At 63.4% G+C, this 22,366-nt stretch carries 23 protein-coding genes; 17 read left to right on the top strand and 6 right to left on the bottom strand.

The window, feature by feature from the left end:
- Window positions 1-5: 5 nt before the first annotated feature.
- From IGS60_RS25525 to IGS60_RS25495, 7 genes are all read left to right on the top strand, one after another.
- Window positions 6-503, top strand: a complete 498-nt coding sequence (locus IGS60_RS25525; RefSeq protein WP_230506575.1) for a PaaI family thioesterase — start codon at window positions 6-8, stop codon at window positions 501-503.
- A gap of 68 nt (window positions 504-571) precedes the next feature.
- Window positions 572-1,768, top strand: a complete 1,197-nt coding sequence (locus tag IGS60_RS25520) for an acetyl-CoA C-acyltransferase (protein WP_070221628.1) — start codon at window positions 572-574, stop codon at window positions 1,766-1,768.
- A gap of 204 nt (window positions 1,769-1,972) precedes the next feature.
- Window positions 1,973-2,752, top strand: coding sequence for an enoyl-CoA hydratase (locus IGS60_RS25515; RefSeq protein WP_070221627.1), 780 nt, complete (start codon window positions 1,973-1,975; stop codon window positions 2,750-2,752).
- Window positions 2,753-3,187: 435 nt separating this feature from the next.
- Window positions 3,188-4,597, top strand: a complete 1,410-nt coding sequence (locus tag IGS60_RS25510; RefSeq protein ID WP_230506574.1) for an HdeD family acid-resistance protein — start codon at window positions 3,188-3,190, stop codon at window positions 4,595-4,597.
- Window positions 4,598-4,663: 66 nt separating this feature from the next.
- Window positions 4,664-5,266, top strand: coding sequence for a TetR/AcrR family transcriptional regulator (locus tag IGS60_RS25505; protein WP_070221625.1), 603 nt, complete (start codon window positions 4,664-4,666; stop codon window positions 5,264-5,266).
- 82 nt (window positions 5,267-5,348) lie between these two features.
- Window positions 5,349-6,512, top strand: coding sequence for an iron-containing alcohol dehydrogenase (locus IGS60_RS25500; RefSeq protein WP_230506573.1), 1,164 nt, complete (start codon window positions 5,349-5,351; stop codon window positions 6,510-6,512).
- Window positions 6,513-6,534: 22 nt separating this feature from the next.
- A complete protein-coding gene (locus IGS60_RS25495) occupies window positions 6,535-7,212 on the top strand; it encodes a type 1 glutamine amidotransferase domain-containing protein (protein ID WP_070312539.1) in 678 nt (225 codons plus the stop codon).
- 30 nt (window positions 7,213-7,242) lie between these two features.
- On the opposite strand, the gene IGS60_RS25490 is transcribed toward IGS60_RS25495, so the two are convergent.
- Window positions 7,243-7,839 carry a TetR/AcrR family transcriptional regulator gene (locus IGS60_RS25490; RefSeq protein ID WP_230506572.1) on the bottom strand — a complete coding sequence of 199 codons (597 nt, stop codon included), beginning with the start codon at window positions 7,837-7,839 and terminating at the stop codon, window positions 7,243-7,245.
- Between the two features lie 41 nt (window positions 7,840-7,880).
- On the opposite strand from IGS60_RS25490, the gene IGS60_RS25485 reads away from it, so the two are divergent.
- Window positions 7,881-8,408, top strand: a complete 528-nt coding sequence (locus tag IGS60_RS25485; RefSeq protein ID WP_230506571.1) for a dihydrofolate reductase family protein — start codon at window positions 7,881-7,883, stop codon at window positions 8,406-8,408.
- Here the strand turns inward: IGS60_RS25485 and IGS60_RS25480 are convergent.
- Window positions 8,405-9,208 (bottom strand): metallophosphoesterase family protein, encoded by an 804-nt coding sequence (locus IGS60_RS25480; protein ID WP_230506570.1) that lies wholly within the window; start codon window positions 9,206-9,208, stop codon window positions 8,405-8,407. The two genes, IGS60_RS25485 and IGS60_RS25480, sit on opposite strands and share 4 nt — an antisense overlap.
- Before the next feature lie 138 nt (window positions 9,209-9,346).
- Between IGS60_RS25480 and bla the strand changes: the two genes are divergently transcribed.
- The 3 genes from bla (at window position 9,347) to IGS60_RS25465 (ending at window position 11,974) form a co-directional block, all read left to right on the top strand.
- Window positions 9,347-10,291: a subclass B3 metallo-beta-lactamase gene (gene bla / locus IGS60_RS25475; protein WP_230506569.1), complete on the top strand. Its 945-nt coding sequence runs from the start codon at window positions 9,347-9,349 to the stop codon at window positions 10,289-10,291.
- A gap of 289 nt (window positions 10,292-10,580) precedes the next feature.
- The gene (locus tag IGS60_RS25470; protein ID WP_230506568.1) at window positions 10,581-11,789 is read left to right on the top strand and encodes an RtcB family protein; all 1,209 of its coding nucleotides are present in this window, start codon (window positions 10,581-10,583) and stop codon (window positions 11,787-11,789) included.
- Between the two features lie 11 nt (window positions 11,790-11,800).
- The gene (locus IGS60_RS25465) at window positions 11,801-11,974 is read left to right on the top strand and encodes a hypothetical protein (protein ID WP_230506567.1); all 174 of its coding nucleotides are present in this window, start codon (window positions 11,801-11,803) and stop codon (window positions 11,972-11,974) included.
- A 9-nt stretch (window positions 11,975-11,983) separates the two neighbouring features.
- Here IGS60_RS25465 and IGS60_RS25460 read toward each other — a convergent pair whose 3' ends face one another.
- Both IGS60_RS25460 and IGS60_RS25455 read right to left on the bottom strand, forming a co-directional pair.
- The gene (locus IGS60_RS25460; RefSeq protein WP_230506566.1) at window positions 11,984-12,787 is read right to left on the bottom strand and encodes a metallophosphoesterase family protein; all 804 of its coding nucleotides are present in this window, start codon (window positions 12,785-12,787) and stop codon (window positions 11,984-11,986) included.
- 46 nt (window positions 12,788-12,833) lie between these two features.
- Window positions 12,834-13,739: a LysR family transcriptional regulator gene (locus IGS60_RS25455; protein ID WP_230506565.1), complete on the bottom strand. Its 906-nt coding sequence runs from the start codon at window positions 13,737-13,739 to the stop codon at window positions 12,834-12,836.
- 117 nt (window positions 13,740-13,856) lie between these two features.
- Here IGS60_RS25455 and IGS60_RS25450 point away from each other — a divergent pair, with 117 nt between their 5' ends.
- Complete coding sequence (locus tag IGS60_RS25450; RefSeq protein WP_230506564.1) at window positions 13,857-14,723, top strand: pirin family protein; 867 nt, start codon at window positions 13,857-13,859, stop codon at window positions 14,721-14,723.
- 65 nt (window positions 14,724-14,788) lie between these two features.
- Window positions 14,789-15,490, top strand: coding sequence for an isochorismatase family protein (locus IGS60_RS25445; protein ID WP_230506563.1), 702 nt, complete (start codon window positions 14,789-14,791; stop codon window positions 15,488-15,490).
- A 5-nt stretch (window positions 15,491-15,495) separates the two neighbouring features.
- On the opposite strand, the gene IGS60_RS25440 is transcribed toward IGS60_RS25445, so the two are convergent.
- Window positions 15,496-16,257: an ABC transporter substrate-binding protein gene (locus tag IGS60_RS25440; RefSeq protein WP_121668368.1), complete on the bottom strand. Its 762-nt coding sequence runs from the start codon at window positions 16,255-16,257 to the stop codon at window positions 15,496-15,498.
- Window positions 16,258-16,394: 137 nt separating this feature from the next.
- Here IGS60_RS25440 and pnuC point away from each other — a divergent pair, with 137 nt between their 5' ends.
- A complete protein-coding gene (gene pnuC / locus IGS60_RS25435) occupies window positions 16,395-16,985 on the top strand; it encodes a nicotinamide riboside transporter PnuC (RefSeq protein ID WP_083287966.1) in 591 nt (196 codons plus the stop codon).
- 332 nt (window positions 16,986-17,317) lie between these two features.
- Window positions 17,318-19,885 (top strand): TonB-dependent receptor, encoded by a 2,568-nt coding sequence (locus IGS60_RS25430; protein ID WP_230506562.1) that lies wholly within the window; start codon window positions 17,318-17,320, stop codon window positions 19,883-19,885.
- A 23-nt stretch (window positions 19,886-19,908) separates the two neighbouring features.
- On the opposite strand, the gene IGS60_RS25425 is transcribed toward IGS60_RS25430, so the two are convergent.
- On the bottom strand, window positions 19,909-20,715 hold the full coding sequence (locus IGS60_RS25425) for a response regulator (protein WP_070292380.1): 807 nt from the start codon (window positions 20,713-20,715) through the stop codon (window positions 19,909-19,911).
- Window positions 20,716-21,063: 348 nt separating this feature from the next.
- On the opposite strand from IGS60_RS25425, the gene IGS60_RS25420 reads away from it, so the two are divergent.
- Both IGS60_RS25420 and IGS60_RS25415 read left to right on the top strand, forming a co-directional pair.
- A complete protein-coding gene (locus IGS60_RS25420; RefSeq protein WP_121668371.1) occupies window positions 21,064-21,594 on the top strand; it encodes a spore coat protein U domain-containing protein in 531 nt (176 codons plus the stop codon).
- 12 nt (window positions 21,595-21,606) lie between these two features.
- Window positions 21,607-22,335, top strand: coding sequence for a molecular chaperone (locus IGS60_RS25415; protein WP_227742093.1), 729 nt, complete (start codon window positions 21,607-21,609; stop codon window positions 22,333-22,335).
- The last annotated feature ends 31 nt before the right edge of the window (window positions 22,336-22,366 follow it).

Raw genomic sequence — 22,366 nt, 5'->3', positions numbered from 1 at the left:
CGTCGATGACGATCCTGTCCCTCGTATTTAAAGTACTGCTGCGCGTGAGGCCAAGCATGGTGTATGACCGTATCAAACAACAGATGATGGACACCTTGCCCTTCGTGCGGCTGCTGGGGATCAGCATCGACGAGATCGGCGCCGGCACCTCCAAGGTGTCGCTGCCGGACGATCCCAAACTGCATAATCACCTGGGCACGCAGCATGCGGGCGCCTTGTTTACCCTGGCCGAAACGGCTTCCGGCGCGGCCATGGCTGGCGGCTTCGCCGAGCTGATACTGGGCTTGCGCCCGGTGGCCAAGGAGTCGCGCATCGCCTACCAGAAGGTGGCCCGGGGCGCGACGCGCGCCGAAGGCCGCGTGCCGGGCGACCTGGCTGCCTTGAAGGCGCAGCTGGCGCAGGATGGCAAGGTGGCGTTTCCCGTGGCAGTCGATATTTTCGATGCCGAAGGCACGCTGGCGGCACAGGTGACGGTGGACTGGTATCTGTCGCAGAAGCGCTAAGCGGCAACCTGACTACCCCGGACATTCGACAGAACACGAACCTCGTTCAACATCTTTGAAAGAACAAAATGAGCAAACAACTTCAAGACGCCTACATCGTCTCTGCAACCCGCACCCCGATCGGCAAGGCGCCGCGCGGCATGTTCAGAAACACTCGCCCGGACGACCTGCTGGTGCGCGTGCTGCAATCGGCCCTGGCGCAAGCGCCTGGCCTCGACCCGGCATTGATCACCGACGCCATTATCGGCTGCTCGTTCCCGGAAGCGGAGCAGGGCTTCAATATCGCGCGTAACTCGGTGCTGCTGGCCGGCTTGCCGAAAACCGTCGGTGGCGTCACCGTCAACCGCTACTGCGCCTCGGGCATCACGGCCATCGCCATGGCGGCCGACCGCATCCGCGTGGGCGAAGCCGACGTGATGATCGCCGGCGGCATCGAATCGATGTCGATGGTACCGATGATGGGCCACCACCCATCGATGAACCTGGACATGTTCAGCGACGAAAACATCGGCATGGCCTACGGCATGGGCCTGACGGCCGAGAAAGTGGCGCAGCAATGGAAAGTGTCGCGCGAACAGCAGGACGCGTTCTCCGTCGAATCGCACCGCCGCGCCATCGCCGCGCAGCAAGCCGGCTTCTTCAAGGCGGAAACGACGCCCGTGGAAATCATCACGCGCACGCCGAACCTGGCCACCGGCCAGGTGGACGTATCGCGCCGCACCGTCGACACTGACGAAGGCGCGCGCGCCGATTCGTCGATGGAGTCGCTGGCAAAACTGAAACCAGTGTTCGCCGCCAAGGGCACCGTCACGGCCGCCAACAGCTCGCAGATGTCCGACGGCGCCGGCGCGCTGCTGATCGTCAGCGAAAAAATCCTGCGCGAGCATAACCTGACCCCGCTGGCAAAATTCTCCTCGTTCGCCGTGCGCGGCGTGCCGCCGGAAATCATGGGCATCGGTCCGAAATTTGCCATTCCTGCAGCGTGCGCCGCCGCCGGTATCACGCAAGACCAGCTGGACTGGATCGAGCTGAACGAAGCGTTTGCCGCACAGGCATTGGCCGTCATCGGCGACCTGGGCCTGGATCCATCGAAGGTCAACCCGATGGGCGGCGCGATCGCCCTGGGCCACCCGCTGGGCGCCACCGGCGCCATCCGCGCCGCCACTGTGATCCACGCACTGCAGCGCACCAAGCAGAAGTACGGCATGGTCACGATGTGCGTGGGCGCAGGCATGGGCGCAGCAGGCATCTTCGAACGCGTCTGATGACACTTGGCATAAGCTACTGCGCGTTGCGATTCGCGGCCTGCGATGCTCACTGTGCCTTCGCACAGTTGCGCGTCTCGGCCACAACTCGCTGCCGCTCGCTACGCTTCTGCCAGGCGTCGTGACGTCAGTGGTCAGCTAAGATTAGTCAAAACTTGGGCGCTGCGGGATTACCCCGGCGCCCTTTATCTTTTTGGAGATGACATGGATATTTTGTGCAGCAAGAGCGAGGGCATTCTGACCCTGGAATTCAACCGCCTGGAACGCAAGAATGCGATCACGGGCGCCATGTACCAGACGCTGGCCGACGCGCTGGTGGCGGCAGAGACGGACGATGCAGTACGCGCCATCCTGATCTGCGGCAAGCGCGAGATTTTCACGGCCGGCAACGACCTCGATGACTTCATGAAGACGGCGCGCCCGAAGGATGGCTCGCTCGACCATGACCGTCCCGTGTTCCAGTTCATGCGCGCCCTGTACGGCAGCAGCAAGCCCGTGGTGGCGGCCGTCTCCGGCCCCGCCATCGGCATCGGCACGACCTTGTTGATGCACTGCGATCTCGTCTACGCGGCCGACAACGCCAGCTTCTCGATGCCGTTCACGCAGCTGGGCCTGTGCCCGGAATTCGGCTCCAGCCTGCTGCTCACGCAACTGGCCGGCTACCCGCGCGCGGCGGAAAAGCTGATGCTGGGCGAATCCTTCCCCGCCAGCGAAGCGCTGGAAATGGGCCTCGTCTCAAAAGTCGTGCCCCTGTACGACCTGATGACGTTCGCGCAAGGCCAGGCGGCCAAGCTGGTGGCATTGCCGGCGGCCTCGATCCGCGCCACCAAGCGCCTGATGAAGCAAAGCCGCATGGAACCGATGAAGGCGGCCATCGCCGAGGAAAACAAACTGTTCAGCGCCATGCTGGGCGGCGCCGAGGCGAAGGAAGCGTTTACGGCCTTCTTTGAAAAGAGGAAGCCGGATTTCAAGAAGTTCGCCTAAGGCAGGGCCTGACATCGCGTCGGACCTTCACCATCTGATGCGGAAATGACGATCGACGATGAGAATGCGGTGGCCGGTCAGCGCGAAAACGACCACGTTTACAGCCGCTGCCGCAACTCATTGAATATAAAAGAAGTTTCTCAGCTGCGCCCCTGCAACGGGGGCTGGTCTTGACGTCGCGGCGAGCCTGATTGAAAACAGGGTCCAATAACGATTGCTTGGTGCGGCTACGGCTGCCGACAAGCAAACCTGACATTTTTATCTTTTATGATACTTTCCTGATGAATTTCATGTTTTATGCTAATGCATGGATTGCGACAGTTTCCATTCTCAAATGATGTGAAAGTTCATCGTCATGTATTTTCACGGCCATGACGACCAGTTGACGCGTATTGTCCGGGTATTGCTGCTGCAGGTAAAACAGGAGGAGCATTCATGATTCGATTGGTGTTGCTGTTATTGGGCGTTGAATATCTACGCAAGCGCTGGCGCAGTATCCTGCTGATCGGATTGATATGGCTGCTCGCAGGCCTGGTCATCTTTATTGACGCGCTCGACAATGCGATGTACTTCCCGATCAATTTTTTTGCTTACCTGTTCCTGGTCGAAGGTCTGGCAACGCTGGCTGTGGCATGGACTGGCGTCGGCGGACAGCGCATCTTGCGCTACGTGAAAGGCTGCGCCGTGGTGCTGGCGGCGATGCTGATCTTCGCCGGTCACCACCATGGCAATTTCCTGTTATCGATGATTTTTGGAACGCTTTTTCTCGCCGACGGACTGATACAGTGCGTCTCTGCCTACATGGTCCGCTATCGGCGCTGGCGCGTGGCATTTTCCTGGGGCCTGGCCGAGATTGCGCTGGCAATCTTCTTTTATCAGCCATACCCGACGCATTATGTTGGAACACTACCGTATTGCCTGGGCCTGTTTCTGATGTTTGGCGGCGCCAATTTGATGGGGCTGGCAAGCCGTGTTCGTCGCATGAGCGGTAATCCGGCCCTGTTGGAATCGGCGCATTCCGCAGTCCAGCCGGATGAACACCTTGCTTCTGCATATACCCAAGTGGAGTGGGACGGTCCTCCAGCGGAGCATGAACAGGCGCTGACGGTGCATGTCTGGACGCCTGCCGGTTCAGCCAGGTCGCCGACCCAACATTATCCGATTGTCGATCGCTATATCGCCGCAGTCGATGTCAACGGCGTGATCTCTACCGGGCATGCGGCATTGGAATCGCCGGAAGGTATTTATATCAGCCTGTATCCGCGCACAGAGATCGACCGTTCGCCGGACGATTTCGGGCGCCTGCTGCGCGCCACCCGGGAGAATGACGTGCCGGGCGTATTCCAGCCGGATTATGCGACAGAATCCAAGGCATGGTGCCCGTCCACCGTTCAGGTCCGTATCCGGAATTACGACCCGCGCCAGCTGCAGGCTTTCTGGCGACAGTATCGCTGCGACGAGACTTACAATCTCACGCATCGTAATTGTTCCAGTACTGTTGCCCGGGCATTGGAGGCGGCGATCGACGGCGCCGTTGGCCGCCTGTATGGGGATCGCGCAGGCTGGAGAGTGTTTTTCCGCATCCTGGCGACGCCGGAGTTGTGGGTAGCCGCCCAGATCCGCAAGCGTGCCGTGACGATGGCGTGGACGCCCGGGTTGACGCTCGATTATTCCAGGGCGCTCAGCATGCTGGCCGATCCGCGTCCGTTCGCCTGGTGGAAATTGGCGAGGGCCGCCTTCAACAGGATGGCGCAATTGCGCCGCGAATGGCGTGCCCAGGACCATGGCGCCATCGATCTGCGCGAGAATCCTGGTGAAGACGCCATGCGTGACAAGCGCGCGTAGTTCGCCGTCGCTGCATTGAAATAGATGGATCTAGACGACTGGTCTAATTGTGCTACAATGCCCCGCATGAAAGCTGAATACACCGACGTGCGCCAGCACATTATCGACCAGGGCAAGGCCATCATCACGCGCAAGGGTTTTGCCGGCGTGGGGCTGAACGAGATTTTATCGGCCGCCGATGTGCCCAAGGGTTCGTTCTACCATTACTTCAAGTCCAAGGAATTGTTTGGTGTAGCGATGCTGGAAGACTACGTAACGCGCTACCTGGACGAAATGGAGCGCGTGCTGGGCCAGCCCGGCCGGAACGCGGCGCAGTCGCTGATGGCGTATTGGGCCAGCTGGACCAGCGACAGCCTCGATGGCAGCGGCTGCGACTGCCGTTGCCTGGTGGTCAAGCTCAGCAGCGAAGTGGCGGACATGTCGGAACCGATGCGCGTGGCGCTGCTTGGCGGCACCGACCGCATCATCGCCAGGCTGGCCCTGGCCATCGCGCGGGGCAGGGTGGACGATACGCTGCCATCGGTGGCCGACCCGGCGCAGATGGCCGCCACCTTGTACCAGCTGTGGCTGGGCGCGGCCATGTTGACCAAGCTGCGGCGCGACGCCAGCGCCTTGCAAACGGCCTGGCGGGCGACCCTGGCCATGCTGCAGCTGCCGCCGGATCAATAAGGGCGCCAGGTACGCGGATGACAGACATCCGCGTTTTTTTGAACCGCATTCTAGACGACCAGTCTAATAATAAAGGAGCAGCATGAAGAATTTTGAATTCCACAACCCGACCCGTATCGTCTTCGGTCTTGATACCGTCATCAAATTGTCCACGCTGGTGCCGCACGATGCGCGCGTGCTGATCTTGTACGGCGGCGCCAGCGCGGAAAAGACGGGCACCCTGGCCGAAGTGCGCACTGCTCTTGCGCTGGGCCAGCGCACGGTGCAGGAGTTTGGCGGAATCGAACCCAATCCCAGCTATGAAACCCTGATGCGCGCCGTGGCACAGGTGCGCAGCGAGAAGCTGGACTTCCTGCTGGCCGTCGGCGGCGGCTCCGTGATCGACGGCACCAAGTTCGTCGCCGCGGCCGCCCTGTATGACGGCGAGCCGTGGGAAATCGCCGAGCGCGGCGGCGCCAACGTGCAGCGCGCCCTGCCGTTCGGCACGGTGCTGACCTTGCCGGCCACCGGGTCGGAAATGAACAGCGGCGGCGTGGTGACGAAAAAAGCCACGCATGCCAAGCTGAGTTTTCGCAACCCGCTGCTGTACCCGCAGTTTTCCGTGCTCGACCCCGGCAAAACGTTTACCTTGCCGGCCACGCAGGTAGCCAATGGCCTGGTCGACGCCTTTGTTCACACCACGGAACAGTATCTGACCTATCCGGTGCAGGCGAAGGTGCAGGACCGCTTTGCCGAAGGCTTGCTGCAGACCCTGGTTGAGATCGCGCCGCAGGCGGTCGCCTCACCCGACGATTACGCCACGCGCGCCAACCTGATGTGGACGGCCACCCTGGCCCTGAATGGCCTGATCGGCGCCGGCGTGCCGCAGGACTGGGCCACCCACATGATCGGCCACGAATTGACGGCCCTGTACGACATCGACCATGCGCGCACCCTGGCCCTGGTGCTGCCCGCACTGCTGGACGTGCAGCGCGAGCAGAAACGCGGCAAATTGCTGCAATATGGCGAACGTGTCTGGAACATCACGCAGGGCAGCGACGACGAGCGCATCGCCGCCGCCATCGCCCGCACCCGCGCCTTCTTTGAAGGGCTGGGCATTCCGACCCGTTTGTCGGCCTATCAGCTGGGCCAGGAAGCGGTGGAAGCGGTTTTGACGCAACTGGAAGCACATGGCATGACCTCCCTCGGCGAACACCGCGATATCGACCTCGCGCGTAGCCGCCGTATCCTCGAAGCAGCACTGTAACCCTGACATAAAAGGAAACAACATGAACATCCTGATGGTACTGACCTCGCACGATCAACTGGGCGACACGGGCAAGAAAACCGGCTTCTGGCTGGAAGAATTCGCCGCGCCCTACTATGCCTTGCAGGAAGCGGGCGCGCAGCTGACGGTGGTTTCGCCCAACGGCGGCCAGCCGCCGCTGGACCCGAAAAGCGACGAGCCCGATTCGCAAACGGACGCCACGCGCCGCTTCAAGCAGGACGCCGCTGCGCAAGCCGTGCTGGCCAACACGGGCAAGCTGGCCGACGTGAAGGCGGCCGACTTTGACGCCGTGTTCTACCCGGGCGGCCATGGCCCGCTGTGGGACCTGGCTGAAGACCCGCACTCGATCGCGCTGATCGAGCAGATGATCGCCGCCGGCAAGCCCGTCGCCGCCGTCTGCCACGCGCCTGGCGTGCTGCGCCACGTGAAGGCGGCCGACGGCTCGCCGCTGGTGCGCGGCAAGCAGGTGACGGGCTTTACGAATACCGAGGAAGACGCCGTCGGCTTGACGGCCATCGTGCCTTTCCTCGTCGAGGACATGCTCAAGCAAAACGGCGGCGTTTACTCGAAGCTGGGCGACTGGCAGCCGTACGCCGTCACCGATGGCTTGCTGGTCACGGGCCAGAACCCGGCCTCGTCGGAAGCGGCCGCCCAGGCGCTGCTCAAGCTGCTGGCTTGATGCGTCGGTAGGACGGCCGGCCGCCGGGCGTCATCCACCGGTGCGTCCGGCGGCCATGCCCGCCAGGATCAGGCCGACGGACGCATGCCAGGCCGTCTCGCTGGCGGGCCTGCCCGCCAGCGCATAGCCGTGCAGGAAATCGACGAGTGCATCGCGCCCGCGCAAGCGGGTTTTTTTATCCAGATCGAGGGCCTCCACGGCCAGTTCGAACAGCGCCGTAAAGCGCTCTGCCACATCGGCTTGCGTCACGAGTCCGCGTGCCATCAGGCGCACGAAATACGGTGTGGCGCTGACCAGTTCCAGGTACAGCGCGCACAGCGCGAGCAGGCGACGCTGCGGCCCCTGGCGTTGCGTAAACGGCGGCTGGCGCGGATCGAGCGCGGCAAAACGCTGCGCCATCAGGGCCAGTAATAATTCCTCTTTTCCCGCGTAATAGTGATACAGGGCCATGGCATCGACGCCCAGCCGCTGCGCCAGCGCGCGCATGGAAAACGCTTCGCCTTGCTCTTCCAGCAGGGCCAAGGCCGCTTGCAGGATGGCGGCGCTGTCCAGCGCGGGCGACACGCGGCGCGGCCGTCCGGCGCGGCGCACGGGAGATTCCAGGTCTTGAAGTTTTGGGGTTTTCATGGGCATAATTCTACACCGTAGAATTAATTGAAGGAACATCCATGAAAAAGCCTGTTGTCAGCGTATTTCTCGGCATCAGCATCGACGGCTGCATCGCCGGAGAAAACGGCGACCTGTCCTGGCTGGCCGAGCTGGCGCCCGACTCGCCCGACGCCACCGGCTACACTGCCTTGATGGAGCAGGTCGATACCTTGCTGATCGGCCGCACCACGTATGACGCCGTGCTGGGATTCGAGCCGTGGCCGTATGCGGGCAAGCGCGTGGTGGTATTGAGCCACCGCGACTTCGCGCCGCGCCATGGCGAGCAGCGCCGCGAGGGCAGCGTGCGTGAAGTACTGGAGGGGCTGGCCGAATACGGCTGCCGCCACGTGTATCTCGATGGCGGCGCCGTCATCCGCGCCGCCTTGCGCGAGGGCGTCGTCGACAGCCTGACCCTGTCCATGCTGCCCGTGGTGCTGGGCAAGGGCGTGCGCCTGTTCGAGGATTGCTTGCCGCGCAGCGACTGGCGCCTGGACGGCACGCGCCAGCTGCCCAGCGGCGTGGTGCAGCTGCGCTATCGGAAAAATTAAACCGTGCCGGCGAGATCGACGATAAAGCCGGAATCGTAGCGATCGTTTTCCGGCGTGCCATCGGGCCGCTTGTAGCCGCAGGGGTTGCAGACGACGCGGCAGCCTTGCACGCGGTAGTCGAGCGAGGCGTGCATGTGGCCATGCACCCACAGGTTGGCCTGGGCTACCAGCGCGTCCAGCTGCGAGGCGAAGGCGGGCGAACCCAGGTTCGTCGCGTATTGCTCTTCCACCGACAGCATCGACGGCGCCATGTGCGTGATGACGACCGTCTTGCCCTCGAATGGTTGCGCCAGCTGCCGTTCCAGCCACGAACGGTGCTGCGCATGCAGCTGCGCCGTGTCGCTGGCGCACAGCAGGCGCGGCGTGTCGCCGCCCGTGCTGATGCGCTTGTAGTCGGGCATGTAGCTTTGCGCCGCGCTCAAGGCTTCATCCCGGCGCTCGGCGCCGAACAGCAGAAAATCCGTCCACAGCGTGACGCCGAGGAAGCGCACGCCATCGAGCGTCACGGCGTCGCCGTCGAGCAGGCGGATGTTGGCGCCCTGCGCATTGGCGCTGGCGCAGGCGTCGCGCACGGCGTCCTGCATGCGTTCGAGCTGGTGGCCATACCCCTCGTGATTGCCATGCACGTACAGCACGGGCAGGGCGCCGAAGGTGCGCGCGGCCCAGGCGATGGCGTTGCTGCCCGTGTCGATGTCCCCGGCCAGGATCACCACGTCGGGGCGGCTGGCGGCAAGGTCGATGACGGGCGTGTCTTCACCCCAGACTTCCAGATGCAGGTCGGACAGAATCAGCAAACGCATGGCAATAGGGCGGCAAGGCGCACGAAAGTGTATGGACCTCTATCGTAGCGCAAGTGCGGACGATGGCTTGCTTGACCGCGCGAGGGTAGCGACGTTACTCTGTGGCATCGATTACCGCACACTCATTACTGGAGCCGCATGCCGCCTTTCTTCCTTTCCAAGTCCCTGCTCAGCATCGCGCTGGCCGCCCTGGCGCTGCCATTTGCCGCGCATGCCGCCACGCCCGCCGTCGATCCCTTGACGCAGCCGATCGCCTCGCCGTATGCGGCGCAGTGGAACCGCCCGCAGCAGCCGGCGCGCATCCACGGCGACACGTATTACGTGGGCGTGGGCGGCTTGAGCGTGGTGCTGATCGATACGCGCGACGGCTTGATCCTGATCGATGGCGCGTTGCCGCAGTCGGTGGCCGCCATCAAGGAACATATCCTCGAGCTGGGTTTTCGCCTGGAAGACATCAAGTTCATCCTGAATACGGAAGCGCATTTCGACCATTCGGGCGGCATCGCCGCGCTGGCCCGCGACAGCGGCGCGCAGGTGGTCGCCAGCCCGCTCGGTGCGCAGGCGCTGCGCGCGGGCTCGGTACTCGCCATGGACCCGCAGGCGGGCGAAATCGACCCCATGCCGGCCGTGGAAAACGTGCGCGAGATCGCCGATGGCGAAACCCTGCAACTGGGCGAGGTGACCGTCACGGCGCGCTATACGCCTGGCCATACGCCGGGCAGCACCAGCTGGACCTGGGTCTCGTGCGAGGATGCCGAGCGTCAGGAATGCCTGAACGTGGTGTTCGGCGCCAGCCTCACGCCGGTGGCGGCCGACGATTTTCACTACCTGGGCGATGAACGCCATGGGGACCTGACGCCGGCCTTCCGCCGCGTCATGCAGGACTTTGCCAGACTGCCGTGCGACATTTTGATCTCGGCCCACCCGGACCACTCGGGCGGCGACCTGAAACTGACGCAATTGCTCGAAGGCGTCACGCCGAATCCTTTCATCGATGCGCAGGCGTGCCGCAATTACGCGGCCAAAAATGAAGTCAAGCTCGATGCCCGCATCGCGAAGGAAAAAGCGGCTGCGACAAAATAACAACGTTGGCGTCTTCGCCATGAAAAGCGGTTGACGCACTGCAGCATAAGGTGCAGAATCATCGTCCGCAGTTCAGCGCAGTTCAGATTAACCAGACAAAAGAAAGGAAACCCATGTTCGAGCAGGCTGGCAGCAAGTTGTACTACCACTAGCCCCGTGCATGACGCTCGGGGCCATCGGCACATTGCCGATCCCGAGCCGGTGTCCTGCAAAACCCCGGTGAGGAAACTCGCCGGGGTTTTTTTCTTTTAGACGACCCCGGCATAACGACAATACCAAGGAAGACGTTATGCCCATTCATCAGACACTGCACGGCGCCCATGTGCCCGTGCATATCTTTACCGACGATATCGACGCGCAGGCGCTGCGCCAGCTGCACAATATCGCCAGCCTGCCCATCGTCCATCCGCATGTGGCGGCCATGCCAGACGTGCATGCCGGCATCGGCGCCACCGTCGGCAGCGTGATTCCCACGCGCGCTGCCATTATCCCGGCCGCCGTTGGCGTCGATATCGGCTGCGGCATGAACGCCGTGCGCACGACCCTGACGGCCAGCGACCTGCCCGATAACCTGGCGCGCCTGCGCAGCGCCATCGAAGCGGAAGTGCCCGTCGGCTTCGCACAACATGAATGGAGCCGCGTGCAAGGCTCGCGCCAGGCGCGCGCCGTGCGGCCGCTCGGCGACCGCCTGGCGCACATCGTCGAGCGCCACCGGGGCATCGCCAAGATGCTGCGCCAGTTCGAGCGCACGTGGATTTGCCAGGCCGGCACCCTGGGGGGCGGCAATCACTTCATTGAAATCTGCCTCGACGAGGAGCAGCGGGTGTGGATCATGCTGCATTCGGGTTCGCGCGGCATCGGCAACGTGATCGGCCGTTACTTTATCTCCGCCGCGCAGAAGGACATGCGGCGCCACCAGCTGCAGCTGCCGGACGCGGACCTGGCGTACCTGAGCGAGGGCTCCGCGGTATTTGACGATTATGTGGAAGCGGTGGATTGGGCGCAGGATTACGCGCTGCTCAACCGCAGCGAAATGATGCGCCGCGTGCTCGACGTGCTGGCGAAGTTTGCTCCGCCGTTCCGGCTCGACGGGGAAGCCATCAACTGCCACCACAACTACATCGCGCGCGAAACGCATGGCAATGAGGATTTGTATGTGACGCGCAAGGGCGCCATTTCGGCGCGGCAGGGCGAGCTGGGCATCATCCCCGGCAGCATGGGCGCGCGCAGCTTCATCGTGCGCGGCAAGGGCAAGCCGGAATCGTTCTGCTCCTGCTCGCACGGGGCGGGGCGCAGCATGAGCCGCAGCGAGGCGAAGCGCTGCTTCAACCGCTTCGACCTGGCCGAGCAGACGGCCGGCATCGAGTGCCGCAAGGATGGCGGCGTGATCGACGAGATCCCCGCCGCCTATAAAAATATCGACGCCGTCATGGCGCATCAGAGCGACCTGGTGGAAGTGGTGCATACCTTGCGCCAGGTCGTCTGCATCAAGGGCTGAAAGGAGTGGCCATGAAGATCAAAGTGAAAATCCCGCCCAAGCCGCGCAACCCGCTGGTGGCGGCCGCCAGGCTGCGCGGCGGCGCCGGTGCGCATCAGTCGGAAGCGTCGCCGCGCGCGGCGCGCCGGGCCGGCAAGCACCGGCTGCAGCAACTGCTGGCGGGACGCCTGAAGCCCGAGGATTAGCGCGCTGGATTAACGCAACGGCAGTTCGACGATGAAGTTCGGGTTGAACTGGGGATTTTGCGGCGTGCCGCTGCGCGTCTTGTAGCCGCAGGGGTTGGCTACGACGCGGCACGGGCCGATGCGGTAGTCGCGCGAGACGTGAATATGGCCATGCACCCACAGGTCCGCCTGCGCGGCCAGGTCGTCCAGGCGCGAGGCGTAGGCGGGCGAGCAGCCCTCGCTGCCGTAGGCATCATCGACCGAGAGCAGCGACGGCGCCATGTGGCTGATGACCACCGTGCGGCCGTCGAAGGGCAGCGCCAGTTCGCGCGCCAGCCAGGCTTTTTGCTGCGCGTGGAACATGGCCGTATCGGCCGCGCGCAGCTTGCGAAAGCCCATGTTGGCCATGCGGATGCGCTTGTAGTCGTTCATGACGGCTTCCGCGTCGCGCATGGCCGCTTGCCGCGTGTCGTCGCCCAGCAGGCGGAAATCCGTCCACAGGGTGGCGCCCAGGAAGCGCACCTTGCCGCCTGCCTGGTCGGTGAAGACGTGGGTATCGGCGTCGAGAAAATGCACGTTCGGCGTGGCGGCGCAGGCCGCGCGCAGCTCCTGGCGCACCTTGTCGAGGTGGTGGCCATAGCCTTCGTGGTTGCCATGCACGTACAGCACGGGCAGGCCCGCAAACGCGGTGGTGGCCCAGGCGACGGCGCGTGAACCCGTATCGATGTCGCCGGCCAGGATCACGGCGTCGGGGCAGCTGAGCGCAAGGTTGCCCTGCGGCGCTTCGTCGCGCCATAGCTCATGGTGCAGGTCCGACAGAATCAATAAACGCATGCGGTATCCAGGCGATTCGGGAGTACGCCATCGTACCCGAAAACCGTCACTCTTCCTCCAGCGCGGCGAAGCTGTGCGCCAGGTAGTCGATCAGCGCGCGCACGGCCGGCAGCAGGCCGCGCCGCGACGGGAAGACGGCGTGGATGATTTCGCGCTGCGGCCGCCATTGTCCCATCAGCGGCAGCAGGCTGCCGTTGGCCACCTGTTCGGTGATCATCATGGTCGGCAGCTGCACCACGCCCACGCCGGCCACGGCCGCGTCGCGCAGGGTCAGCATGTCGCCCGTGACGAAGCGCGGCACGTGGCGCAGCTGGGCGCGCGCGCCATCGGGGCCATATAAATCCCACTGGTAGTGCTGCTGCGGCATGCCCAGGGCCAGGCTGGGCCAGTCCGCCAGGTCGGCTGGCGCCTTCGGCAGCGGCGCGCCGGCGAACAGCAGGGGGCTGCCCACCATGCATTGGCTGCGTTCGGCCAGCACGCGCAGCACCAGGTCGCTGTCGGGCAGCGGCGGCGGGCGCACGCGGATGGCCACGTCGATGCCCTCGGCCACCAGGTCGACGCGGCGGTTGCTCGCTTCGAGCAGCAGGGTCACCTGCGGATGGTCGCGCATGAAACCGGCCAGCATGGGAGCGACCAGGGAATGCAGCAGGGCGATGGGGCAGGACAGGCGCACCGTGCCGCGCGGCGCGGCCCGCGTCAGTTCGATCGCTTCCTGCGCCGCCTCCGCTTCCACCAGCATCGCCTTGCAATGCTCGTAAAACGTCTGCCCCACATCGGTGACGGAAAAATGCCGCGTCGTGCGTTGCAGCAGGCGTGCGCCCAGGCGCTCTTCGAGCAGCGCGATGCGTCGGCTGAGTTTGGATTTCGGCATGCCCAGCGCGCGTCCGGCCGGGGCGAAGCCGCCATGGTCGACCACCTGCACAAAGTAATACAAATCGTTCAAATCCTGCATGCCGCCTCCTTGATCGTTCTATTTTTGGAACGCTGATGGCCTATTTTACCGTCTACCGCGTTGATCGTTGCAAGCGTATTCTGTTTCCATCGTAATGCAAACCAACAGGAGATCGAGATGAACACAGTCACAGGTATCTACAGCGCACCGCGCCAGCACTGGGTCGGCGACGGTTTTCCCGTGCGCTCGATGTTTTCGTATAACGGCCATGGCAAGCAGCTGAGCCCCTTCCTGCTGCTCGACTATGCCGGCCCCGCCGAATTTGCGCCCGGCACGCGTCCGCCCGGCGTCGGCTCGCACCCGCACCGCGGTTTCGAGACGGTGACCATCGTCTACAAGGGCGAAGTGGCGCACCGCGATTCGACGGGCCAGGGCGGCGTGATCGGCCCCGGCGACGTGCAATGGATGACGGCCGGCGCCGGCATCCTGCATGAAGAGTTTCACTCGCCTGCCTTCACGCAGTCGGGCGGCACGCTGGAAATGGTGCAGCTGTGGGTGAACCTGCCGGCGAAAAACAAGATGACGGCGCCCGGCTACCAGGCCATCACCAGCGACACGATTCCCGCGGTGGCGCTGCCCGACGGCGCCGGTTCCGTGCGTGTGATCGCCGGCGACTTCGACGGCCGGCATGGCCCTGCCCGCACGTTCTCGCCGATGCAGGTGTGGGATGTGCGCCTGGCCCAGGGCACGCTGACGGAGCTGCCGGTGCACGCCGGCTGGAGCACGGCGCTGATCGTTTTGCATGGCACGGTGCTGGTCAATGGCGAGAGCGTGGTGCGCGAAGCGCAGATGGCGCTGTTCGGGCGCGACGGCGACAGCATCACCGTCGAGGCGAACAGCGACGCCGTGGTGCTGCTGCTCAGCGGCGAGCCGATCGACGAGCCCATCGTCGGCCATGGCCCCTTCGTCATGAACAGCGAAGCGGAAATCGCGCAGGCGTTTGAGGATTTCAACAGCGGCCGCTTCGCCCGCATCGCGACATAGTTTGTGTCATTCATTTGTGCAGTACCCATGCCGCATCCCGCGGCATGGTTTTTCAGGAGACCACCATGAGCACCCCCGCCAACTTCCAAGGTTTGCCACCGATGATCGATCCCGACGACGCCGTCATGCTGCTGATCGACCACCAGAGCGGCTTGTTCCAGCTGGTGCGCGACATCGAGCAGCACGTGCTGCGCGGCCACGTCACGGCGCTGGCCAAGCTGTCGCGCCTGGCCAATATGCCGACCTTTACCACCGCTTCCGTGCCCGACGGCCCGAACGGCCCCTTGATCCCGGAGATCCACCATTTCAACCCGGACGCCGTCTACATCCCGCGCACGGGCCAGATCAACGCCTGGGACAATCCTGCCTGGGTCGAGGCCATCGAAAAGACGGGCCGCAAGACCCTGCTGATCGCCGGCACGCTCACCAGCGTATGCATGGCCTTCCCCACCATCAGCGCGCTGGCGGCCGGCTACAAGGTGTTTGCCATCATCGATGCCTCGGGCAACTGGTCGAAGATGGCCACCGACATCACCATGGCGCGCGTCACGCAGGCGGGCGCCGTGCCGATCGACACGTATGCCGTGCTGGCTGAAGTGATGAACACCTGGAACCGCGCCGATGCGATGGATTTCGCCGCCATCATGACGGACCACATCGTGCCGCCGTACCGCGCGCTGATCGAGAGCTACGACAAGGCGCAGGGCGTGCAAAAGAATGGCCGCGAGACCAAGCTGGAAATCCTCGAGGCGGCCAGCAAGGGCTGATCGCCTTACGGCGCGTCGTAGCGGGCGCGTATCGCCGCCAGCACGCCGCGCTGCTCCAGGCGCGTGATGGCGGCGTTCAGGCGCGCCAGATCGGCCGTGCTGGTGCTGCGCGCATTGAGCATCAGGTGCACGGGCGCGCGCAGGGCGAGGAAGGGCAGGGTGGTCAAGGCGACGCCCTGCAGGCGCGCTTCGTGGCGCACGGCCAGCACGTCGCCCAGCAACAGGTCGGCGCGGCCCGCGTCGAGCATGAGGATGCCTTGCCGGAAGCTGCCGAAGGTATTCAGGCGGCCGTCTTTTTCCAGCGCCGGACGGGCCGCGGCGTACTGCGCGCCATACCAGCCCACCTTGGGCGCGAGCAGGGTGGCCTTGCCGCGCGCCAGCTGGCCGAAGCTGCCGACATGGCGCTGCGCGGCGGGCGTGCCGGCCTTGCCGAAGACGCCGACGGCTTCATCGCGGTACGAGATGGAGAAGCGGGCGTAGGACTGGCGTTCCGGCGTTTCGGACGCGGCCAGCATCAGGTCCAGTCCGCCTGTCTGGAACAGCAGCTGGCGCCGCGCCGTGGGCAGTTCCGGCAAGGTGACCAAGGTGCAGTGCGCTTCCTTGAAGATGGCCTGCAGCAATTCCAGGTCCAGACCCGTATAGCTGCCTTGTGCGTCGCGATACAGGTACGGCGGCCATTGCTCGAGCGCCATTGTCATGCGGCAGGCCTGGGCGGGCAGGACGCTGCCGAGCAGCGTTGCCGCAAGCAGCACGTGGCGCAAGCGCATGGAACATCTCCGCAGTGGTTCAAGGGGTAGTGCTTGCCAATTTGCCAGAATGGCCACGAAAGTCAAGCAGTGCATGGCTGGTTGCGGATATCAAATGGGCTATAGTGGCGGCCTGCCTTCATTCTAAGGAAATCCGCTTGACTCCCCCGCTCGAGATCGCCGCCAATGTTTTGATGACTGCCTCCATCATTCTGGCTGGACGCAATAATATCCATTCCTGGTGGATCGGCATGGTCGGCTGCGTGCTGTTCGCCGTACTGTTTTTCCAGGTCAACCTGTACGCCGACGTGATGCTGCAGCTGTTTTTCATCGTCACCTGCGTCATCGGCTGGCTGCAATGGCGGCGCGGCGCCGGCGGCAAGCCCTTGCCGATCACGCGCACGGGCCGGCGCATTCTGGCCTGGGTGGTGCCGGCCGGTATCGCCTCCGTGGCGATCTACGGCATGCTGCTGCACCGCTTCACGAATGCCTACGCGCCCTTCATCGATTCGGCCGTGCTGGTGTTCAGCATCATCGCGCAATTTTTGCTGATGAGCCGGCGCATCGAAACCTGGGCCTTCTGGCTGCTGGTCAACACTGTGGCCGTGCCGCTCTACTACAGCCGCGGTCTGCACCTGACGGCCGTGCTGTATGCGGCCTACTGGGTCAATGCCGTCATTTCCTGGTACTGGTGGAGCGTGCAGGCGCGCCGCGCGGCGGCCGCGCCGCAGGCGATGGCCGACGCCTGATATTGCCAAATACCAAGTCCTTAGATTCAAAATCGTATATACAATCAATTTTTAATTCGTTCACGCCATAAAGACGCCGGGATATAGTGGCCTTTCCCCGCTTACCGGTGTCTTTTATGTTGCGCATTAGTCCTTCTCCCTGTTTTTATGCCGTCCGGCACCAGCTGACCATGCAATGCATGGCGCAGTGGATGCCGGTGCGTGCCCGGCCACGCATCCCCTAAGTCATTCCCATCCGTTTCGTTGTCGTTTGCCCGCTGGCCTACCCGGTCCGCGTGCCCCTGCTCGGCCTTTTTATCGGAAAAAGGCTGCAATCCCAATAAGAGGAAACCATGTTCAAACCACTCGCCATCAGTCTTGCCATCGCCGCCGCCTTTCCCGCCGTCTCCACCATCGCCCATGCCGAGGACGACATGTTGCGCGTCAACGTGACCGGATCGAATATCCGCGTCAGCGAAAAAGAGGGTGCCAGCGCCGTGCAGGTCATCACGGCCAAGGAATTGAAAGCCAGCGGCAAGACCAGCGTGTCGGATGTGCTGCGGGCCATCTCCGCCAACAGCGGCAACAGCTACAACGAACAATACACGGGCAGTTTCTCGGCCGGCACCTCGGGCCTGTCGTTGCGCGGCATCGGCCAGAAAAATACCTTGATCCTGGTCAATGGCAAGCGCGTGGCCAGTTATGCGACGGCGCAAAACCTGCAGGAAACCTTTGTCGACCTGAACAGCCTGCCGATGGCGGCCGTGCAGCGCATCGAGGTGCTCAAGGATGGCGCCTCGTCCGTCTACGGTTCCGATGCCGTGGCCGGCGTGGTCAATATCATCCTGTACAAGGAATTCACAGGCACGGACATCACGGCGCAGTGGGGCGGCTCGACCGAAGGCACGGGCCAGCATGAAAAGAGCGCGGCGCTGCAGACGGGTTTCGGCAAGCTCGAGGAAGATGGCTACAGCCTGGTCTTCTCGGTCGATGCGCAGCAGCGCGACAAGCTGCAGCAAAGCGATGTGGCGTGGATGCGTGATGCGGACTTCCGCAACCAGCAGCGGGGCAGCCTGGGCTGGGCCATCACCAACTATGCGGGCACGGACCCGACGAAGACCCTGGGCGGCGTGCGCGGACCATTGCAGCTGGTTAATTATGGCGACATCACGCCCGGCAAGACGGGACAAGTGCTGGCGTATAACCCGTCGCCATATAAAACCCTGATTCCCGGCATCCAGCGCGTGCACACGGCCGCGCGTGCCACTTTCAAACTGAATGCGGATACGGAAGCGTATGTCGACCTGCTGCACAGTTACTCGCGCGCCGACCAGACCTTCAGCGCGCCATTGACGGTGAACAACGCCACGCGCGTGTGGAACAACGCTACCCAGGCGCTCGACACGATTCCCGTCGTGCTGCCCGTGGGCCATCCGAACAATCCGGGCGCCACGCCCCTGCCGTTCACGGCCACCCTGTTCGACCTGGGGCCGCGCCTGAAACAGGACAAGGTCACGTTCTACCGCGCGCTGGCGGGCGTCAAGGGCACCTTGGCGGGCTGGGACTGGGATGCGGCCGTCGGCCACTCGAGCAGCAAGCTGGAGGAAACCGTGCAGAACTTCGTCAACCGCTACGCATTCCAGCAGGTGCTGGCCGACGGCAGCTATAACTTCTTTGATCAGGCGCAGAACAGCGAAGCGGTGCGCAACCGCCTGCGTCTGTCGACCCTGCGTCCGGCCGAATCGACCCTCGACACCGTCGATTTCTCGGCCGCGAAAGACCTGTGGCAGCTGCCGGCCGGTCCGCTGGGCTTTGCCGCCGGCGCGCAGTGGCGCCGCGAAAAGATGGATTCGCAAACCTCGATGGCCGTCTTGTCCGGCACCGAGCTGCGCCCGGCGATCAACATCATCAACGGCTCGCGCAGCGTGTCGGCCCTGTTTGCCGAATTGAACGTCCCGGTGGTGAAAGACCTGTCCGTCAACCTGGCGGGCCGCGCCGACCATTACAGCGATTTCGGCAATGCGTTTTCGCCGAAGGCCAGCGCGCGCTACCAGGCGGCGCCGTGGCTGCTGGTGCGCGGCACCGTGTCGCGCGGCTTCCGCGCGCCGTCGCTGCCGGAAATCACGCAAAGCACGGCCGTCAGCTATGTCAGCGTGCTCGATCCGAAGGACCCCGTCACGCCCACGCAGACGCGCGGCGTGACGGCCATTACCATCGCCAATACGGCGCTGCGCCCTGAGCGGTCGAATAACCTGAACCTGGGCGTGGTGGTCTCGCCCACCAGCAGTTCGAGCATCGGCCTCGATTACTACCGCATCAAGCAGGATGGCGTGATCGGCACGGAAAGCGCCACCACCACGCTCGCCAACGAAGCATCGGCGCCGCAAAAGATCACGCGCGACGCCGATGGCCGCATCACGACCCTGTACCGCCAGTACCGCAACCAGGGACAGCGCGAAGTGTCCGGCATCGACCTGGACCTGCGCCAGCGCTTCGTCGACAAGGACTGGGGCAAGCTGACCCTGGCCGGCCAGCTGAGCCGCGTGCTGCGCTTTGCCGAACCGCTGTCGGACGGCGCGCCGCTCACCGATGGCGCCGGCACCAATTATTTCGGCTCCATCCCGAAATGGCGCGGCGTCACCTCGGCCACCTGGGAGCAGGGCAAATGGTCGTCCACGCTGACCTGGAATTACGTGGGCAGCTATGCGCAAAATACGCATCTCGATGAATCGGTGGCCGCCTTCAGCACGTTCGACGTGACCACCAGCTGGCAAGTCACGCCGGCGGCGAACGTCACCTTCATCGTGCAAAACCTGGCCAACAAGCGCGCGCCGTGGGATTACTCGGCCTCGGGCTTCGACTATACGCAAGCCGATCCGCGCGGGCGTTTCGCGTCGCTCAAGCTGAACTATAAGTTCTAGGGTGCGGGGGGCATGCGTGCCCCTCAGTGCCCGTTCGACACCTGCCGCTGCCCCGCCTGTTCATGCAGGCGCTGGCGGTAGGCGCTGGGCGTGACGCCCATGCGTTCGCGGAAGGCCGTGGCGAAGTTGCCCGCGTTGTGAAAGCCGATCAGGAGGGCGACATCCTGCACGTCGATTTCCGTCTGCTGCAGCAGTTCCACGCCGCGCGCGATGCGCGCTTCGCGGATGAAGGCGAAGACTGTCATGCCCGTCTGCTCGCGGAACATCAGGGTCAGTTTTTCGCGGTAGGTGCCCACGCTGCGGGCGATTTCGGACAGGTTGGGCAGGCTGCCCAGGTTGTCGAGGATGAGTTGTTTGACGGCATTGACGAACACGAGGTCCGGATGTTGCTGCCGGTCGCCGACCGGGGTCGCCGCGGGTAATGTGCTGTTGCTTTTACGCATCAATCCCAGGTGGATATGGATACGCGCGGCCAGTTCTTCCGGCAGGAACGGCTTTGCAATGTAATCGACGCCGCCCACCTGCAAGCCCATGACGCGCTCCTTGGCGGCGTCGGCGCCGCTGAGAAAGATCACGGGAATCTGTTCCGTGTCGGGATTGGCCTTGAGCAAACGGCACGCCGTGTAGCCATCCATCTCGGGCATGCGCACGTCGAGCAGGATCAGGTCGGGATGCGTGGCCAATGCCAGCTGGTAGCCCTGGTAGCCATTGAAGGCAATGCTGAAGCGGTAGGGCTGCTCGCTGAGCAGCTCCATCAGCATGCGCTGCTCGAACGCGGAATCGTCCACGATCAAGATGTTTTTTCTGATGGTTTCGCTGGTCAATGGCATGGCATGGATGACTTAACCAAATAGCAAGTTGTGGCTTATTATGCCTCGCTTTTTCTTTTTTTTCTGCTTTTCTCGTATTTCAAAAGATGTTTCTCCGCGAGAAGAAGCGCGGATTTCCTATATCGCCAATAATTCACTCATGCATTGATTTTAAGCAATGTCGATTGCCAAAAAATCTGTTTTGCCAATGCTGCAAACAATGCCGGAGTCCCTCGCTTTCTGACTCTCGGCGCAAGTATGTTGTCGTCCTGGTTTGCGTGCCCCAGAAAACGCCGGCAATACCGTGACTATCCTCGAGCCCTTCATGCCGATGGGCGCATTAATGATGTTCCGTCATCAGGAGGTATCATGTTGCGAGTTATTTCACCCCGCTTCACCGCTGCCGCCAGTGTCGTCCTTGCTGCGACGGCCCTCCTGCCTGGCTACGCCGATGCCGCCGTGTATCTGAACGGCAGCAATACCACGACCTTTGACGTGACCCTGAAAATCATCGCCAACTGCACCATTGCGGCTGCCAATCTCGACTTTGGCCAAAGTCAGGGCGTACTGGCTACTGCCGTGAACGTCAATACGACCGTGAATGTCACCTGCACCAATACCACGCCGTACAACGTGGGCTTGACGGCGGGTACGGGCACGGGCTCAAGCGGCACCACGCGCTATCTGAGCGGCACGGGCGGCAACCTGGGGACGGTGCAATTCAACCTGTTCCAGACGGCCGGCAGCACCTTGTGGGGCGATACGCAGGGCACGAATACCGTCGGCGGCACCGGCAACGGCGCGTCGCAGCCGCTCACGGTGTACGGCAACATTCCGCCGCAGGCGACGCCGGCGCCTGATACCTACAAGTCGACCATCACGGCCACCGTGTACTTTTAAGCCAGGCGCTGCGTGAACGCCGGTTCGATGTCGCTGCTGAAAAGCGTACTGGCGCTGCTGGCCTGCTGCGCCGCCGGCGCGAACGGCGCCAATTTGCAGATTTCGCCGGTGACGCTCAATTTGCGCGCCGCTCAGAATGCCGCGGGTATCAACTTGCAAAATCTCGGCGACCAAGCCATCTACGGGCAGGTGCGGGTGTTCGCCTGGGACCAGCGCGATGGCGAAGAAGTGCTGGCGCCGACGCAGGAGCTGGTGGCCAGTCCGCCGATCGTTGAAATCGCCGCCAACAGCCGGCAGACCATCCGCCTCGTGCGTGCCCAGGCTGGCCCTGTCGCGCAGGAAAAGACGTATCGCGTGCTCATCGATGAAATCAGCCGCGAGGATGATGCGGGTCGCAGCGGCGTCGATATCCGCCTGCGCTATTCGGTGCCCGTTTTCGTGCTGCCGGCCGCTGCGCCGGGCAAGGAAGTGCTCGACTGGCAAGTCTTCCGCGAGCGGGGCGAGTGGATGTTGCGTATCAAGAACAGCGGCAATGTCCATGCGCAGATCGGGGCGATGACGTTGACGAACCAGGCGGGCAAGGAGTTTGCCGTCAGCAAGGGGCTGTTTGGTTATGTCCTGGCCGAACGCATGCGCGTATGGCGCCTGCCCGTCGCCAGGGAGGCCGAACTGGATGGGCCGTTGAGTATTGCGGTCAATGTGAATGCGAAGGCGCTCATTGCCAAGAATTCGACACCCTGAACATGGCCGCCATGGCGGGCGCGACCGGCGT

The organism is Janthinobacterium sp. FW305-128 (assembly GCF_020858135.1).
Classification (GTDB): domain Bacteria; phylum Pseudomonadota; class Gammaproteobacteria; order Burkholderiales; family Burkholderiaceae_D; genus Janthinobacterium.
Note: the sequence above shows the minus strand (reverse complement) of the source record. Positions and strands in the feature narration are given on the sequence as shown.